Source organism: Micromonospora rhizosphaerae (assembly GCF_900091465.1).
In the GTDB taxonomy this organism is placed as follows: domain Bacteria; phylum Actinomycetota; class Actinomycetes; order Mycobacteriales; family Micromonosporaceae; genus Micromonospora; species Micromonospora rhizosphaerae.
This window is the reverse complement of sequence record NZ_FMHV01000002.1, coordinates 1,728,590-1,744,052: the sequence shown is the minus strand read 5'-3', so window position 1 is coordinate 1,744,052 and position 15,463 is coordinate 1,728,590. Positions and strand designations below refer to the sequence as shown.

Sequence of the window (15,463 nt, the reverse complement as noted above, 5' to 3'; positions counted from 1 at the left end):
TCTACGGGGGGCGGCCCTTACCCGCCCAGCAGGGTGCGCAGGTGGCGCGGCGGCGGGCAGTCGTGGGCGAGCATCGCGTCGTGCCACTCCCGCATCGAAACCCCGTCGGGGCGGGCGGCGGCGATGTCGGCCATCTCGCTCCAGCCGACGAAGTAGGTGGAGAGCTGGGTCGAGGTGAGCAGCGCCCGCCGCCACTTGCCGGCCGCCTCGCCCTCCTCCTGGAAGCCGCGCCCGGTCATCAGCGCCATCGCCTCGGACTCGGGCAGCTCCTCGCAGTGCACCAGCCGGTCGAGGAGCGCGTTGATGGTCATCCGCAGCTGCATCTTGAGCTGCTGCAGGCGCACCGGCAGGCCGCCGAAGCCGACGCCGGCCATCAGCTCCTCGGCGTAGACCGCCCAGCCCTCGACGAACACCCCGGACTCGGTCAGCGGGCGAACCCGGGTCGGGCCGGTGTGCCGACGGGCGTGGGCGAGCTGGAGGAAGTGGCCCGGCATCGCCTCGTGCACGGTCAGGTTGCGGATCATGTGGTCGTTGTACTCGCGGTAGAACGACTCGACCCGGTGCGCCGGCCAATCCGCCGGGGTGGGCGCGATGCAGTAGAAGGTCGGCACGTTCGCCGTCTCCAGCGGGCCCGGCGAGTCGCAGTACGCCACCGCCACGCCCCGGGCGAACTCCGGCATCTCCTGGATTACGCAGGGGTCGTCGACCAGGGTGATCAGATCGTGGTCGCGGACGAAGTCCGTCGCCTCGTCCAGGGTGATCGAGGCGAGGTCCACGATGGACTGGTCGTTCGGATGCTCGGCGGCCAGCAGGTCCAGCGCCCGGCGTACGGTCTCGTCGTCGGCCGGGCCGCCGACCAGCTCGACGGCCGCCTCGCGGATCTCCGCGGTGACCCGCTCCAGGTTGGCCCAGGCGCGGCGCTGCACCTCGGCGGCGCCCAGCTCGGTGTCGAGGGTGTGCCAGAGCCGTGCCTCCCAGCGGGGCCGGCCCAGCCGGGGGTCGCGCCCCGGCCCGGCGTCGGCGGCCAGGCCGATCCGCAGCCAGGCCACGAACTCCTCGAGCGCGGCGATCGCCGCGGTCGCCGCCGGCTCGACCCGGTCGTACAGCCCGGGCGCCTCGTTCAGCAGCACCGACACCTCGTCGCGGATCAGCGCGGCCGTGCCGGTGAACTGCCCGACCGCCGTCTCGGCGTGGATCCGCGGCATGTCGCGCAGCGTCGCGCGCGCGGTCGCCAGGGCGTCCGGTACGGCCGCCAGCCGCCCGGCCAGGTGGGTCAGCCGCACCTCGGCCGGGGCGTACGGGCGGGCGAGCAGGGCGTGCAGCAGCGGGCCGGGGTTGTGCCGCAGCGGGTCCCACTCGTGCGCGCGGATCTCCGTCGCCTCGAACAGCTCCCGGTCGACCATGCTGCTGAGCAGCGCATGGTCGACCTGCTCATCGACGTCGAGAGAGTCCGGGTCGATCTCCGAGAGCGCGTCGGCCGCGTCCTTGAGCATCGCCTGGTCGGCGGCGAGGGCGTCGGCCGAGAGGTCGGGCAGCCGATCGTCGTACCGGTGGTCGCCCGCAGACGACGCGAGCCCCGGCCGGCTTTCCAGCAACGCCTCCACGATCCGCTCGGCGAGCGGCACGAACGACTCCATGCCCAGACCCTACCGATCTCCCCACCCGCCGAGGCCCCGCCGCAGCCTGCGGTGATCAAAGAAGTTAGCGTCAGCGAAAGCACGTCTCCCGACGCAAACTTCTTGATCAACTCGGCTGGTCGGGGCCGGAGGGCCGGAGGGCGCGTTCGGCCGTGCGGATGGCGTCGGCGTGGGCGAGGGTGGCGCGGCGGAGGGCGGCCTCGGGGTCGAGGCCCTCGTTGCGGGCCGCCGCGACGGTGGCCAGGAGGGTGGCGCCCAGTCTCGCCGCGGCGTCCGGCTGGGCGTCGGTCATCGGGAGGGGCACGGCCAGGTGGACGCGGGCGGCTCGGTCCAGGATCTTGGCGGCCAGGGCGAGCGCCGGCTGGCTCAGCGCGATGCCGTTGAGCACCGACTCGCGGGCCTTCTCGGCCCGCTTGATCCGCTCCCAGTTCGCAGTGATCTCCTCCAGCGTGCCGGCCTGCTCCCCCGCGAAGACGTGCGGATTGCGGCGGACCATCTTGTCGACCAGGCCGCCGGCCACGTCGTCGACGGTCCACCGCTTGCCCTCGGGCAGCTCCTCGGCGAGCCGGGCGTGCAGCAGCACCTGGAGGAGCACGTCACCCAGCTCCTCGCGGAGCGCGTCGGTGTCGTCGGCGCTGATCGCGTCGTACGCCTCGTAGCACTCCTCGAGCAGGAAGCCGGCCAGGCTGCGGTGGGTCTGCGCCCGCTTCCACGGGTCGCCGCCCGGCGAGGCGAGCCGGTCCATCACCTCGACCGCGTCGAGCAGCCGGGCCCCGGGCGGATCCCACGAGCCGTACATCAGCTCCAGCTCGGCCAGGCCCGGCTCGCGGGCCAACCGCAGCCCCAGCTCCCGGGCCAGCGCCTCGTCGCCGGTCGGCCCGGCCAGCCAGACCGCCGTGCCGTGCGCGGCGGCCGCGTCGAGCAGCGCCTGGGTCGCCCCGCTCGCCACCAGGGTGACCTCGGCGTCCGCCGCGCGGATCGCCGCACTCAGCTCGCTCTCCGAGCCGGCCAGCACCGGGGCCTGGCGTACGACGTCCCAGGCGGCCGCGGTCAGCAGGCCGGCCGGCAGCCGGGGCGAGGTGACCAGCAGGACGATCCGCGCGGTCATGCTCAGGAGGCGGCCGGACCGGTCGGCTCGGTGGCCACCGGCTCCGGGGTGGAGATGTCGGTGACCTGCCGGTTGCCCTCGACGTACGGCAGGTCGTACTGGCGGAAGCCGTTCTGGGTCTGCAGCAGCGCCGGAATCTCCAGGGCGGGGAACCGCGGGTTGACCGTGACGTCGAGCTTCTTCACCTCGTCCTGGAGCGCCGCGCTCACCGCGGAGACCTGCCGGGTGAACGCCGCCTGCTCGAACTGCTTGGCCTGCTCCTCCGCGGACCAGCCGGCCGGGGCCACGCCGGCCTTGACCAGCGCGTCGTAGAGCTTGCCGCGCGAGTCGTCGGTCAGCTCGGCCGGCGGCAGGCCGGCCTGCAGCGCCAGGTAGATGTCGTACCACTCGGCGGCGAGCTTGGCGTACTCGGTGTTCGGCACGCCCAGCTCCCGGCCGAGCTGCTCGGCACTGAGCTGGTCCTGCACCTGGACCTGCTTCTCGGCGGCGATCCGCTTACCCAGGTCGATGCCGACCAGCAGGTTGAGGATGTCCTGCCGGTCGACGTTCAGCCGGAGCTGGTCCGGGCTCGGGGTCAGCCCCCGCTGCTGGGCCTGAGTCCGGACCGAGTCGGCGTACGTCGCCTGGGCCTCGTCGTGGATGGCGTCCACCCGGTCGACCGAGTAGGTCGTGTCCCCGACGTACGCGGCGACGTTCGGCGCGGACCGGCCGCAGGCGGCGAGGGAGAGGACAGCGAGGGCCGCGACGCTGGCGGCGGCGATGAGACGGCGAGCACGCATGCCGGCAACTCTCTCACGCCCCGTCGCGGCCTGTGGCGCCGCCCACCACGCCGCGCCGCCCCACGCCGAGGCGAGCCGCCCCGCGCCGATGATCATGAAGTTGTTGCCGGCCGCTCCGGCGTGTCGCGACAACAACTTCATGATCAGCCGGCGGTCGGGGGTCAGCGGGCGGCGGCGACGGCCGGCTCGACCGGCGCCGGGTCGCCGAGGACGTCGGAGAGGAGCTGGGCGCACCACTCCAGCAGGGCCTGGTCGCGCAGCGGCTCCCCGCCGATCCGGCGGCTGCTCGGGCGCGGGACGCTGACCTGGTCGAGGGCCTGCTTGTAGACCGAGTCCGGGTGGTAGCGCTTGAGCCGCAGCTGCTTGGAATCGGGCAGCGGCAGCGGGCTGAACCGGAGGTGCTTGCCCTGCATGGACACGTCGGTGAGGCCGTACCGGCGGGCCAGCAGCCGGAACCGGGCCACCGCGACCAGGTTCTGCACCGGGACGGGCGGCTCGCCGTACCGGTCGGTCATCTCGGCGACCACCTCCCGCAGCCGCTCCTCGTCGCGGGCCTCGGCGAGCTTCCGGTACATCTCCAGCCGCAGCCGCTCCACCCCGACGTAGTCGTGCGGCAGGTGCGCGTCGACCGGGAGGTCGATCTTGACGTCGACCTCCTCCTCGGCACGCTCGCCCTTGAACGCCGACACCGCCTCGCCGACCATCCGCACGTACAGGTCGAAGCCGACGCCCTCGATGTGGCCGGACTGCTCGCCGCCGAGCAGGTTGCCGGCGCCCCGGATCTCCAGGTCCTTCATCGCCACGTACATGCCGGCGCCCAGCTCGGTGTGCTGCGCGATGGTGGCCAGCCGCTCGTGCGCGTTCTCGGTCAGCGGCTTGTCCGCCGGGTAGAGGAAGTACGCGTACGCCCGCTCCCGGCCCCGGCCGACCCGGCCCCGGATCTGGTGCAGCTGGGCCAGGCCGAGCAGGTCGGCCCGCTCCACGATCAGGGTGTTGGCGTTCGGGATGTCGATGCCGGACTCCACGATGGTGGTGCAGACCAGGACGTCGAACTCCTTCTCCCAGAAGCCGACCATCACCTTCTCGAGCGCGTCCTCGCTCATCTGGCCGTGCGCCACCGCGACCCGCGCCTCGGGCACCAGCTCGCGGAGCTTCCGGGCCGCCTTCTCGATCGACTCGACCCGGTTGTGCAGGTAGAAGACCTGCCCGTCGCGGAGCAGCTCGCGGTGGATGGCGGCGGCCACCTGCCGCTCGTCGTACGCCCCGACGGAGGTGAGCACCGGGTGCCGCTCCTCCGGCGGGGTGGCGATGGTGGACATCTCCCGGATGCCGGTGATGGCCATCTCCAGCGTCCGCGGGATCGGGGTGGCCGACATGCTCAGCACGTCGACCGAGGCCCGCATGGTCTTCAGGTGCTCCTTGTGCTCGACCCCGAAGCGCTGCTCCTCGTCCACGATGACCAGGCCCAGCGACTTGAACCGGGCGGCCGACTGGAGCAGCCGGTGGGTGCCGATGACGATGTCGGCCGTCCCGTCCGCGGCCATCGCCAGGGTCTGCTCGGCCTCCTTCGGCGTCTGGAAGCGGGAGAGCTGCCGGATGGTCACCGGGAACTGGCTCATCCGCTCGGCGAAGGTGTTGTAGTGCTGCTGCACCAGCAGCGTGGTGGGCACCAGCACCGCCACCTGCTTACCGTCCTGCACCGCCTTGAACGCGGCCCGGACCGCGATCTCGGTCTTGCCGTACCCGACGTCGCCGCAGATCAGCCGGTCCATCGGGACGGTCTGCTCCATGTCCCGCTTGACCTCCTCGATCGCGGCGAGCTGGTCCGGCGTCTCCTGCCACGGGAAGGCGTCCTCCAGCTCCCGCTGCCACGGGGTGTCCGGGCCGAAGTTGTGCCCCTTGGACGCCTTGCGGGCCGCGTAGAGCTGGATGAGCTGTGCGGCGATCTCGCGGACCGCCTTGCGGGCGCGCGCCTTCGACTTCTGCCAGTCCGAACCGCCCATCTTGTGCAGCGTGGGCTGCTCGCCGCCGACGTACCGGGAGAGCTGGTCGAGCTGATCGGTCGGGACGAAGAGCCGGTCGCCGGGCTGGCCGCGCTTGCTCGGGGCGTACTCGATGACCAGGTACTCCCGGGACGCGCCGTTGACGGTGCGCTGCACCAGCTCGACGTACCGGCCGATGCCGTGCTGCTCGTGCACTACGTAGTCGCCGGCCTTGAGCTCCAGCGGGTCGATGGTGTTGCGCCGCCGGCTCGGCATCTTGCGCATGTCCCGGGTCGAGGTGCCCCGGCCGCCGGTGACGTCGTTGCCCGTGAGCAGCACGAACCGGGAGGCCTCGTCGACGAAGCCGGCGGTCAGGCAGCCGCAGCTGACCAGCAGCTCACCGGGGGCGGGCGCGGTCGGCACCTCCTCGGTGAGCCGGGCGCCGAGGCCGGCGTCGCGGAGCACCTCCACCGCCCGCTGGGCCGGACCGTGCCCCTCGAAGACCAGGGCGATCGACCAGCCCTCGCCGGCCCAGCGCTTGAGGTCGTCGACCACCCGGGCGGTCTCGCCGTGGTACAGCGGGGCGGGCTGGGCGGCCAGGGTCACCGCAATCGCGTCGTCGGGGGTGACGTCGACCTCGGTCGGCTCGTCCTCCCAGGGCTGCCGGGCGGGAGCAGCCTCCGCCTCGACCAGCCCGAACGGCGACAGCGTCCACCAGGGCTGGCCCAGGGTGCGGGCCGCCGCGCGTACGTCGGCCAGGGTCTTGAAGGCGGCGGCGCCGAGGTCGACCGGGGCCTGGCCGCCGACGGCGGCCGCGGCCCAGCTGGCCTGGAGGAACTCCTCGGAGGTACGGACCAGGTCGTGCGCCCGGGTCCGGATCCGCTCCGGGTCGCAGAGGAGCACGTGGGTGCCGGCCGGCATGGCGGCCAGCAGCAGCTCCATCGAGTCCGGGCCGATCAACGCCGGAGCGAGCGACTCCATCCCCTCGACCGGGATGCCCTCGGCCAGCTTGTCGAGGATCTCGGCCAGCTCCGGGTGCTCCTGGGCCAGCGCGGCGGCCCGCTCGCGCACCGACGGGTTGAGCAGCAGCTCCCGGCAGGGCGGCGCCCAGAGCTGGGGGACCAGCTCGATGGTCCGCTGGTCGGCGACGGCGAAGGTGCGGATCTCCTCCACCTCGTCGCCCCAGAACTCGACTCGGGACGGGTGCTCGTCGGTGGGCGGGAAGATGTCCAGGATGCCGCCGCGGACGGCGAACTCGCCCCGCTTGGTGACCAGGTCGACCCGCGCGTACGCCATGTCGGTGAGCCGGCGGGCGACCTCCTCCAGGTCCGCCTCGTCGCCGGCGGCGAGCTGGACCGGCTCCAGGTCGCCCAGCCCCCTCAGCTGCGGCTGGAGCAGCGACCGGACCGGCGCCACGACCACCCGCAGCGGACCGCTGCGCCCGTGCGCGTCGGCCGACTCCGGATGCGCCAGCCGGCGCAGCACCGCCAGCCGCCGGCCCACGGTGTCCGAACGCGGGGAGAGCCGCTCGTGCGGCAGCGTCTCCCAGGACGGGAAGACCGCCACCTGCTCGGGCGGGAGCAGGCTGCCCAGCGCCGAGGCGAGGTCGTCGGCCTCGCGGGTGGTGGCGGTCACCGCGAGCACCGGCCGGCCAGCGCCCCCGCCCGGCCTGCCGTCGGCGCCGGCCTCGCCCGGCTCGGCCGCGACCGCGGCGACCGCGAAGGGGCGCAACGCCGCCGGAGCGGTCACGTCGAGCCCGTCGACCTGGGCGGCACCGGAGCGCGCCAGGTCACGCGCCCGGGCCAGCCCGGGGTCGGCCAGGGCGGCGGAGAAGAGTCCGGTGAGCATGTGTGATCACTTCCAGGGAGGTCGCCGGTGTGGGGCGGGGCGCACGACAGATACCCCGCGTCCGGCCGGACGGGGGGTGCACGCCCACCAGCCTATCTCCGCCCACCGACCTTCTCCCCCTTCCCGCCCCCGCTCGTCCGCCACCCACCGCCCCGCCGCATGCCGCCCGGCGCGGTCACCCGGCGCGCGGGGCCCGGGGCGCCTGGGGCGTCCGGGGCGCGCGGGGCGCGCGGGCCCGGGGCGCCCGGTCGCGGGGCCCGACGCGGCCAGCAAATTCAGGGAAGGCGTGGCCTCGGGGCGCGGAGTGGCCACTCTTTCCGTGAATTTGCGTGGATCTTGACGTGATGACCCGCCCATGATCGGGTCGAGGGCATGGCAGCAGAGGAGTGGCGGGCGCTGTTCGACGCGGAGGTCAGCTTCGCCAACGGTGGCGGGCTGCGGACCGAGGGGTTCCGGCTGGACATCCCGGGCCCGGAGATCACCGACGAGGAGTTGGCCGGGCTCCTCGTCCGGCATCTCGGGCTGCTGATGGTCGCCGAGGTGCGGATCAGCGGCAAGACGATCGTCGCGGAGCCGCACAAGGGTGGCCGGGGCACCGGCCGGCCGCGCGCCACCGAGCCGGCCGGCGAGACCGGCGCCGGGCATGTCCGGGGTCGGGGCGGCGCACCGCCTCGACGGCTGCTCGAGTTGAGCCACGTGATCACCAATGGGATGACGACCCTGCCCGGCTGGCCGGCGCCGCGGATCAGCGACTGGTTGACCCGGGAGGCGTCCCGGGCCAACTACGCCCCGGGCACGGAGTTCCACGTCGCCCGGATCGACATGATCGCGAACACCGGCACCTACCTCGACACCCCCGCGCACCGCTGGGCGGAGGGCGCGGACCTCGCCGCTACGTCCGTGGACCGCCTCGCCGACCTGGCCGGGCTCGTGGTCCGGGTGCCGCCCGGCACCCGCGCGGTGGACCGGCTGATGCTCGCCCCGTACGACGTCGCGGGGCGGGCGGTGCTGCTGCACACCGGTTGGGACGCGCACTTCGGCACCGAGCGGTACGCCGGGCATGAGGCGCCCTACCTGACCGGCGACGGCGCGCGGTGGCTGGTGGAGGAGGGGGCCGCCCTGGTCGGCATCGACTCGATCAACATCGACGACATGAGCCCGGCCGCCGCCGGCGAGCGCCCGGCGCACAGCACTCTGCTCGCCGCCGGCATCCCGATCGTGGAGCACCTGACCGGCCTGGACGCCCTGCCTCCCGACGGCGTCCGTTTCACCGCCGCCCCGCCGATGGTGGCCGGCATGGGCACCTTCCCGGTCCGCGCCTTCGCCGTCGTCGACTGAGCCTCCCGCCGCCGACCGCCCCGCTAGGAGGGCAAGGTCCACTCCGCTTGCGGCATACGGCGGGTTCCGGCGCGCCTGGACACCGCGACGTGCGGCAACCGGAGTCGATGTTGCGACTTGAGGAGCACTCAGGCGGCCCGAACCGACCCCGGGCCGAGCTGGCGCACCAACCGGCGGGACAGATGGGCCAGGGACCGGGACTGGGCCAGGTCGATCGGCCAGCGTTCGACGTCACAGCCGGCGGAGAGTTCCAGCAACAGGCCGGATGGCGGGGTCGGACCCACGTCCATCCGCCACAGGCCGATCCTGGCCTGGATCACCTCGTCGCCGCGGACGGCCGTGCCGATGAGGCGGGACAGGTGCAGATCATTCGGACCGGCGCAGGCGGGGCCCTGTGGACACCAGGGCGGATGGACCGAATTCGGTAGGTTGCTCATGGGCCGGGGTCCTTTCCCGGTCAAGGCCCGGGGAGCGGAGTGCCACCTCCACCCCCGGGCCGCCGTGTTGAGTTGAGGGGACCTGCCACGGCCACCCCGCTGCAACCTACGACTACCTGTCATGCCAGGTCAATACCTGCCACCACATTTCATTGACGCTCCGCCTCCACCCGTGATCACATGGGCGTACCTGCCACGGAAGTCAGCCCATGCCTGCGTACACCAAGAAGCAACGTCTCATCGACACCCTGACCCAGCGCATCGAGTCAGGTGAATACCCGCCTGGCGCGAAGCTGCCCTCCGGTACCGAACTCTGCGCTGAGTTCGACGTGTCCCGTCAGGTGGTGCGTTCCGCCATCGACTGGCTCAAGGCACGGGGCCTCGTCGAAGGCGCGCCGGGCGCCGGCGTCTTTGTACGGGCTCAGGATCCCCATTAACACTCACTGCCTCGGCACGTGTCGGTGGAACGCCATGGGTGTCAACTGGCCCAGGTGACACCCATGGCGTACCACTGAGCGGCGGACTCGCTCACCAGCCGAACTGCTCCGGGCCGAGCAGCGCCCCGCCGGCCACCGCCGCCAGCCACTCCGCCCGCTCCCGCTCGCCGGCGCCGACGTGCACGAAGACGGTGTGCCCATCGGCGGGCTCGGTGGCCCAGATGTCCGTGGCGTTGAGCACCAGCTGGACGTACGCGTGCTTTGCCTGCCGGCCCAGGTCCCGGCACGGCACGGCCGGCCAGGCGTAGTGCCACCAATCCAGCCGCGCCTGGTCGGGCCCGACGGTCTCCGCCAACCGCCCCTCCACCAGGCCGAGGCCGCACACCAGCACCTCGACGTCGACCAGCGGATCCGCCGGGTCCTGTGGACCGGTCTCCTTCTCGCACGCCACGTCCACAAACATCCGGTCGTCGCCGTCGGCCCGCAGCCAGTGGCCGTACGCGTCGAGGTAGCGCGGCAGGCCCGAGTGCCGGCCTGTGCGCGCCCAGAGCTGCACCTCCGTGTCTCGCAGGTCGGCCACGCTCAGCAGGTGGCCGACGGCGTGCAGCGCCCGGCCGACATCCGGCGTACGCAGGACCGGGTACGCCCGCGAGTTGCTCATGTCAGTACCGCACCGAGATGCGACGCTCGACGGCGTCGACGCGGATCTCGCCGCCGTACGGGATGATCAACTGCGGGTCGGTGTGGCCGAGGTCGACGTCGAAGACCACCACGGCGTCGGGGTTGTAGGCGGCCAGCGCCCGGGTCACCGCGTCCCGCTGCGCGTCGGCCCACTCCCGCCGCTGGTCGAGCGTGTGCGGGCGGTCGAACTCCCACGCCTTCGCCCGGCCGACGAGCACCGCCGGAAGGCCGGCGAGCAGGCCGCGCTCCCCCATGTTGCGCAGGATGCGGAAGACCTCGGTGGCCGAGGGCAGCTCCTCCGAGGTCTCGATGATCAGCACCTCACCCGCGTGGTCCGACACCGCACCGACCCGGTCGGCGGCCATCAGCCAGTGCAAGATCTCCAGGTTGCCGCCCCAGGTACGCCCCTGCACCACCCTCGCCGGACCCTGCCAGCGCCAGCCCTCGCCGGGGAACATCACCGGCTCGTGGGCCAGGGTGGACGGGTCCCGCCAGTCGTTCGGCTGGTCACCCCATTCCTCGGCGGGGGTCAGGTCGTACCAGCCGGAGGTGAAGAGGGCGGCGCGCAGCGAATCGAAGGTCAGTGGGTGCGGCTTCCCGGGGCGGCCGAGATGCACCAGCACCGATCCGCCGTGGTACGCCACCATGCCCAGCCGGTACAGGTGGTTGAGGACATTGGTGTTGTCCGAGTAGCCGAAGTACGGCTTCGGGTTCGCTCGCAGCACCTCGTCGTCCAGGTGCGGGGTGACCGTGATCAGGTCGTCCCCGCCGACCGTGGCCAGCACCGCGGTGATCGTCGGGTCGGCGAACGCGGCGGTCAGGTCCCGCGCCCGGTCCCGCGGGTCCGCGCCCATCACCCGGGTGGTCGGGTACTCCACCGGCTCCAGGCCGAACTCCTCGCGCAGCCGGCGCAGCCCCAGCTCATAAACGTGGGGGAAGAGACCCGGCAGTCCGGCGGAGGGAGAGACCACGGCCACCCGGTCGCCCGGCCGCGGCTTGGCGGGATAGTTCAGCGGCGTCATGATCCGAAGCTATCGGGCGGGGCCAACGGGTTTTCAGACGGTCTGGCCGACCTCGATCAGGTGCCCGTCCGGGTCGCGCAGGTAGCAGCGGATGCCCTCGGTCGGGATCGGCGGGCCTTCGCGCGCCATGCTGCCAGCGTGGCACCGCCACGAGCGGAGGGCGGCGAAACCCCACAACCGGGGCGAATCGCCGCCCTAGGCTGGCCACGTGGACGACGAGGCGCAGCTCGCGGTGCGCGACTGGCTGCCGCGTACCGCAGCGCTGCTCGTCGGCACGCTGGTCCTGGCCACCGCGTTCATCGCGGCCTACGTGGGCGCGCTGCACCAGCCCACCCCGCGCGACGTACCGGTCGGGGTGGTCCTCGGCGACCAGCGCGCGCAGGCGGTGATGACCGCCCTGCGCGCGCGGACCGACAAGATCGAACCCATCGAGTACGACAACCCGCAGGCCGCCGACGACGGCCTGACCGCCCGCGAGGTGTACGGGGTGCTCGCCTCCCGACCGGACGGCGGGTTGCGCCTCACCACCGCCAGCGCCGCGGCGCCGGCCGCCACGGACGTGGTCGCCCAGGTGCTGACCCAGGCCGCGCAGCAGGCCGACCTGCCCCTTCAGGTCACCGACGAGGTGCCGGTCGCGCGGAGCGACCCCCGCGGGCTGGTGCCGTTCTACCTGGTGGTCGGCTACGTGCTCGGCGGCTACCTCGCCTCCACCGCCCTCGGGCTGAAGACTGGCACCGCCCCGGTGAGCCTGCCCCGGGCCGGGCTGCGGATCGCCGCGTTCGCGGTCCACTCGATCGTGCTCGGGATCGTCGGCGCGACGATCGTCGGCCCGGTGCTGGACGTCTGGCACCACGACGTGCCGGCCGTCGCCGCGGTCGGCGCGCTGACCGTCTTCTCCGCCGCGATGGTGGCCTCCGCCGTGCAGGCCTGGCTCGGCCTGCTCGGCACCGGCATCGTGATCCTGCTGCTGGTGGTGCTCGGCAACCCCGGCTCCGGCGGCATCTACGCCCCCGAGTTCCTCCCGGACTGGCTGCGCGGGATGCACCGCTGGAACGTGCCCGGGCTGGCCACCGATCTGATCAAGTCGGCGGTCTACTTCGACCGTCGGTCGATGGGCTGGACGGTGACCGGTCTCGCCCTCTGGACGCTGCTCGGGGTGCTCGGCCTGGTCACCGCCACGATCTTCCAAGGCCACCGGCGGTCCGTCCGCGCCACCCGCGCCGCCGCCGACCGTCCGGAGCCGCCCGCCCCGGCCCTCTCGGACAGATGAGCCGACCGTCGGGGGCCCGCGCCCTGGAAGGGGATCACGCGGGGCCCCTCCTTACCCGGGGGGCAGCGCGGATACGATCCAGAGAGTCGGACAGCGCTGTCCTTCGTACTCACGTAAGGAGCGCACCGTGACCGACCAGCACGACCACGACGGCCCGGACGCCGCGCTGCGGGCCGACATCCGCCGCCTTGGCAGGCTGCTCGGGCAGACCCTCGCCCGGCAGGAGGGCCGACCGCTGCTCGACCTGGTCGAGGAGATCCGAGCCCAGGTCCGCTCCGATGCCCCGGCCGCCGCGCAGCGGCTCGGCGGGCTCGACGTGACCACCGGTACCAAGCTGGCCCGGGCCTTCTCCACCTACTTCCACCTGGCCAACATCACCGAACAGGTGCACCGGGCCCGAGACCTGCGCCGCCGCCGGGCGATCCACGGCGGCTGGCTGGACCAGGCGGCCAGGATGATCGCCGAGCGTGGAGTGCCGGCCGAGGAGATCGCGGGGGTGGCCCGCCGGCTCGCGGTACGCCCGGTCTTCACCGCGCACCCCACCGAGGCGGCCCGGCGATCGATCCTCTCCAAGCTCCGGGCGATCGCCGACGAATTGGACGCCGAGACCACCAACGCCATCCTCTACGGCGCCAGCGACGAGGGGCCGGCGAACCGGCGCCTGGCCGAGCTGCTGGACCTGATGTGGCAGACCGACGAGCTGCGGCTGGACCGGCCGGATCCGACCGACGAGGCCCGCAACGCCATCTACTACCTGCGGGATTTGTACTCCGAGGCCGCCCCGCAGGTCCTCGACGATCTCGCCGACACGCTGCGCACCCTCGGCGTGGAGACCTCCCCGACCGCCCGGCCGCTCACCTTCGGCACCTGGATCGGCGGCGACCGGGACGGCAACCCGTTCGTCACCCCGGCGGTCACCCGCGAGGTGCTCCATATTCAGCACGAGCACGGCATCTCCGCCACCGAAAAGGCGATGGACCACCTGATCAACGAGGTCTCCGTCTCCCGGCGGCTGCGCGCGGTATCGCTGGACCTCTCCGCCAGCCTCGCCGCCGACCTCGACGCGCTGCCCGAGGTGGCGCCCCGGTTCCGGCGGGTCAACGCCGAGGAGCCGTACCGGCTCAAGGCCCGCTGCGTGAAGGCCAAGCTGGCCAACACCCGGCAGCGGCTGCGTCAGGGCACCGCGCACGTGCCGGGGCGGGACTACCGCGGCTCGGCGGAGCTGATCGCCGACCTGGAGCTGCTGCGCGCCTCGCTGGCCCGCAACTCCGGGCAGCTCACCGCCGTCGGCCGGCTCGCCTCCACCATCCGTACGGTCTCCGCGTTCGGCCTGCACCTGGCGACCATGGACGTACGCGAGCACGCCGAGGCGCACCACGCGGTGCTCGCCCAGCTCTACGCCGCCGTCGGCGAGGTGTCGGACTACCCGTCGCTGACCCGGCTGGAGCGGACCAAGCTCCTCGCCGACGAGCTGGCCGGCCGCCGGCCGCTCTCCACGCTGGACACGCCGCTGACCGAGAACGCGCGGAAGACGTTCGACGTGTTCGCCACGATCCGCGAGGCGCAGGACCGGTTCGGCGTCGAGGTGATCGAGTCGTACATCATCTCGATGACCCTCGGCGTGGACGACGTCCTCGCCGCGGTGGTGCTGGCCCGGGAGGCCGGCCTGATCGACGTGCACAGCGGCCGGGCCCGGATCGGGTTCGTGCCGCTGCTGGAGACCCCGGCCGAGCTGAACGCCGGCGGGGAGCTGCTGGACGAGCTGCTGTCGCTGCCCGCGTACCGGGCGCTGGTGACGGCCCGGGGGGACGTGCAGGAGGTGATGCTGGGTTACTCCGACTCCAACAAGGAGGCCGGCATCACCACCAGCCAGTGGTCGATCCACCGGGCGCAGCGGGCGCTGCGCGACGTGGCCGCCCGGCACGGCGTGCACCTGCGGCTCTTCCACGGCCGGGGCGGCACGGTGGGGCGCGGCGGCGGTCCCACGCACGACGCGATCCTGGCCCAGCCGTACGGCACCCTGGACGGCGCGATCAAGGTCACCGAGCAGGGCGAGGTCATCTCCGACAAGTACACCCTGCCCGCGCTGGCCCGGGAGAACCTCGAGCTGACCGTGGCCGCGGTGCTCCAGGCGACGCTGCTGCACACCGCGCCCCGGCAGCCGGCCGAGATGCTGGAACGCTGGAACGCCACGATGGAACTGATCTCCGAGGCAGCGTTCCGGTCGTACCGGTCGCTGGTCGAGGATCCGGACCTGCCCGCGTACTTCTGGGCCTCCACCCCGACCGAGCTGCTCGGCGCGCTGAACATCGGCTCCCGGCCGGCGAAGCGGCCGAACACCGGGGCCGGGCTGGCCGGCCTGCGGGCCATTCCATGGGTGTTCGGCTGGACGCAGACCCGGCAGATCGTGCCGGGCTGGTTCGGGGTGGGCTCCGGGCTGGCCGCCGCCCGGGCGGCCGGGCTGGAGGACGTGCTCGCCGAGATGCACCGCAACTGGCACTTCTTCCGCACGTTCCTGTCGAACGTCGAGATGATGCTGACCAAGACGGACCTGAACATCGCCCGTCGCTACGTGGAGACCCTGGTCCCGAAGAAGCTGCACCCGATCTTCGACAAGATCCAGCAGGAGTACGAGCTGACCAAGCAGGAGGTGCTGGCGGTCACCGGCTCCCCCGCCCTACTGGAGAACTCGCCGGTGCTCCAGCGCACCCTGGCGGTGCGGGACACCTACCTGGAGCCGCTGCACCACCTCCAGGTGGCGCTGCTGCGCCAGTACCGGGAGTCCGGCGCCGCGGGTCGGGCGGTGGCGACCGCGCCGGGTGGCCGCCGCGCTCCCAGCGACGGTACGGCTTTGGAGCGGGCGCTCCTCACCACCGTCAACGGCATCGCCGCCGGCATGCGCAACACCGGCTGAGCGGTAAGGA

General features: G+C 73.0%; 12 protein-coding genes. 4 read left to right on the top strand and 8 right to left on the bottom strand.

Annotated elements, in window-relative coordinates; genetic code table 11:
• Nucleotides 1-17: 17 nt before the first annotated feature.
• From GA0070624_RS08460 to mfd, 4 genes are all read right to left on the bottom strand, one after another.
• Nucleotides 18-1,637 (bottom strand): DUF885 domain-containing protein, encoded by a 1,620-nt coding sequence (locus tag GA0070624_RS08460; RefSeq protein ID WP_091338575.1) that lies wholly within the window; start codon nt 1,635-1,637, stop codon nt 18-20.
• A 106-nt stretch (nt 1,638-1,743) separates the two neighbouring features.
• Nucleotides 1,744-2,745 carry a nucleoside triphosphate pyrophosphohydrolase gene (locus GA0070624_RS08455; protein ID WP_091338571.1) on the bottom strand — a complete coding sequence of 334 codons (1,002 nt, stop codon included), beginning with the start codon at nt 2,743-2,745 and terminating at the stop codon, nt 1,744-1,746.
• A gap of 2 nt (nt 2,746-2,747) precedes the next feature.
• On the bottom strand, nt 2,748-3,656 hold the full coding sequence (locus GA0070624_RS08450; protein ID WP_245718705.1) for a hypothetical protein: 909 nt from the start codon (nt 3,654-3,656) through the stop codon (nt 2,748-2,750).
• 29 nt (nt 3,657-3,685) lie between these two features.
• The gene (gene mfd / locus GA0070624_RS08445; protein WP_091338567.1) at nt 3,686-7,354 is read right to left on the bottom strand and encodes a transcription-repair coupling factor; all 3,669 of its coding nucleotides are present in this window, start codon (nt 7,352-7,354) and stop codon (nt 3,686-3,688) included.
• A 372-nt stretch (nt 7,355-7,726) separates the two neighbouring features.
• Here mfd and GA0070624_RS08440 point away from each other — a divergent pair, with 372 nt between their 5' ends.
• On the top strand, nt 7,727-8,692 hold the full coding sequence (locus tag GA0070624_RS08440; protein WP_091338565.1) for a cyclase family protein: 966 nt from the start codon (nt 7,727-7,729) through the stop codon (nt 8,690-8,692).
• Between the two features lie 128 nt (nt 8,693-8,820).
• Here GA0070624_RS08440 and GA0070624_RS08435 read toward each other — a convergent pair whose 3' ends face one another.
• Nucleotides 8,821-9,129, bottom strand: coding sequence for a hypothetical protein (locus GA0070624_RS08435; protein WP_091338562.1), 309 nt, complete (start codon nt 9,127-9,129; stop codon nt 8,821-8,823).
• A 209-nt stretch (nt 9,130-9,338) separates the two neighbouring features.
• On the opposite strand from GA0070624_RS08435, the gene GA0070624_RS08430 reads away from it, so the two are divergent.
• On the top strand, nt 9,339-9,566 hold the full coding sequence (locus tag GA0070624_RS08430) for a winged helix-turn-helix domain-containing protein (RefSeq protein ID WP_091338558.1): 228 nt from the start codon (nt 9,339-9,341) through the stop codon (nt 9,564-9,566).
• A gap of 91 nt (nt 9,567-9,657) precedes the next feature.
• On the opposite strand, the gene GA0070624_RS08425 is transcribed toward GA0070624_RS08430, so the two are convergent.
• From GA0070624_RS08425 to GA0070624_RS33815, 3 genes are read right to left on the bottom strand one after another with little or no spacing between them, the layout of a single operon-like run.
• The gene (locus GA0070624_RS08425) at nt 9,658-10,227 is read right to left on the bottom strand and encodes a hypothetical protein (protein ID WP_091338555.1); all 570 of its coding nucleotides are present in this window, start codon (nt 10,225-10,227) and stop codon (nt 9,658-9,660) included.
• 1 nt (nt 10,228) lies between these two features.
• Entirely contained in the window at nt 10,229-11,269 is a 1,041-nt protein-coding gene (locus GA0070624_RS08420) for a S66 family peptidase (RefSeq protein ID WP_091338552.1), read from the bottom strand.
• 33 nt (nt 11,270-11,302) lie between these two features.
• Nucleotides 11,303-11,398 carry a VOC family protein gene (locus GA0070624_RS33815; RefSeq protein WP_141714960.1) on the bottom strand — a complete coding sequence of 32 codons (96 nt, stop codon included), beginning with the start codon at nt 11,396-11,398 and terminating at the stop codon, nt 11,303-11,305.
• Nucleotides 11,399-11,477: 79 nt separating this feature from the next.
• On the opposite strand from GA0070624_RS33815, the gene GA0070624_RS08415 reads away from it, so the two are divergent.
• Together GA0070624_RS08415 and ppc are read left to right on the top strand one after the other, a co-directional pair.
• A complete protein-coding gene (locus GA0070624_RS08415; protein WP_091338547.1) occupies nt 11,478-12,539 on the top strand; it encodes an ABC-2 transporter permease in 1,062 nt (353 codons plus the stop codon).
• 127 nt (nt 12,540-12,666) lie between these two features.
• Entirely contained in the window at nt 12,667-15,453 is a 2,787-nt protein-coding gene (gene ppc, locus GA0070624_RS08410; protein ID WP_091338545.1) for a phosphoenolpyruvate carboxylase, read from the top strand.
• The last annotated feature ends 10 nt before the right edge of the window (nt 15,454-15,463 follow it).

Bases quoted from the DNA above. Each gene is read 5' to 3' on its own strand.
- GA0070624_RS08455 (WP_091338571.1), bottom strand. From the start codon at position 2,745: ATGACCGCGCGGATCGTCCTGCTGGTCACCTCGCCCCGGCTGCCGGCC.
- mfd (WP_091338567.1), bottom strand. From the start codon at position 7,354: ATGCTCACCGGACTCTTCTCCGCCGCCCTGGCCGACCCCGGGCTGGCC.
- GA0070624_RS08460 (WP_091338575.1), bottom strand. From the start codon at position 1,637: ATGGAGTCGTTCGTGCCGCTCGCCGAGCGGATCGTGGAGGCGTTGCTG.
- GA0070624_RS08420 (WP_091338552.1), bottom strand. From the start codon at position 11,269: ATGACGCCGCTGAACTATCCCGCCAAGCCGCGGCCGGGCGACCGGGTG.
- GA0070624_RS08430 (WP_091338558.1), top strand. From the start codon at position 9,339: ATGCCTGCGTACACCAAGAAGCAACGTCTCATCGACACCCTGACCCAG.
- GA0070624_RS08440 (WP_091338565.1), top strand. From the start codon at position 7,727: ATGGCAGCAGAGGAGTGGCGGGCGCTGTTCGACGCGGAGGTCAGCTTC.
- GA0070624_RS33815 (WP_141714960.1), bottom strand. From the start codon at position 11,398: ATGGCGCGCGAAGGCCCGCCGATCCCGACCGAGGGCATCCGCTGCTAC.
- GA0070624_RS08425 (WP_091338555.1), bottom strand. From the start codon at position 10,227: ATGAGCAACTCGCGGGCGTACCCGGTCCTGCGTACGCCGGATGTCGGC.
- GA0070624_RS08435 (WP_091338562.1), bottom strand. From the start codon at position 9,129: ATGAGCAACCTACCGAATTCGGTCCATCCGCCCTGGTGTCCACAGGGC.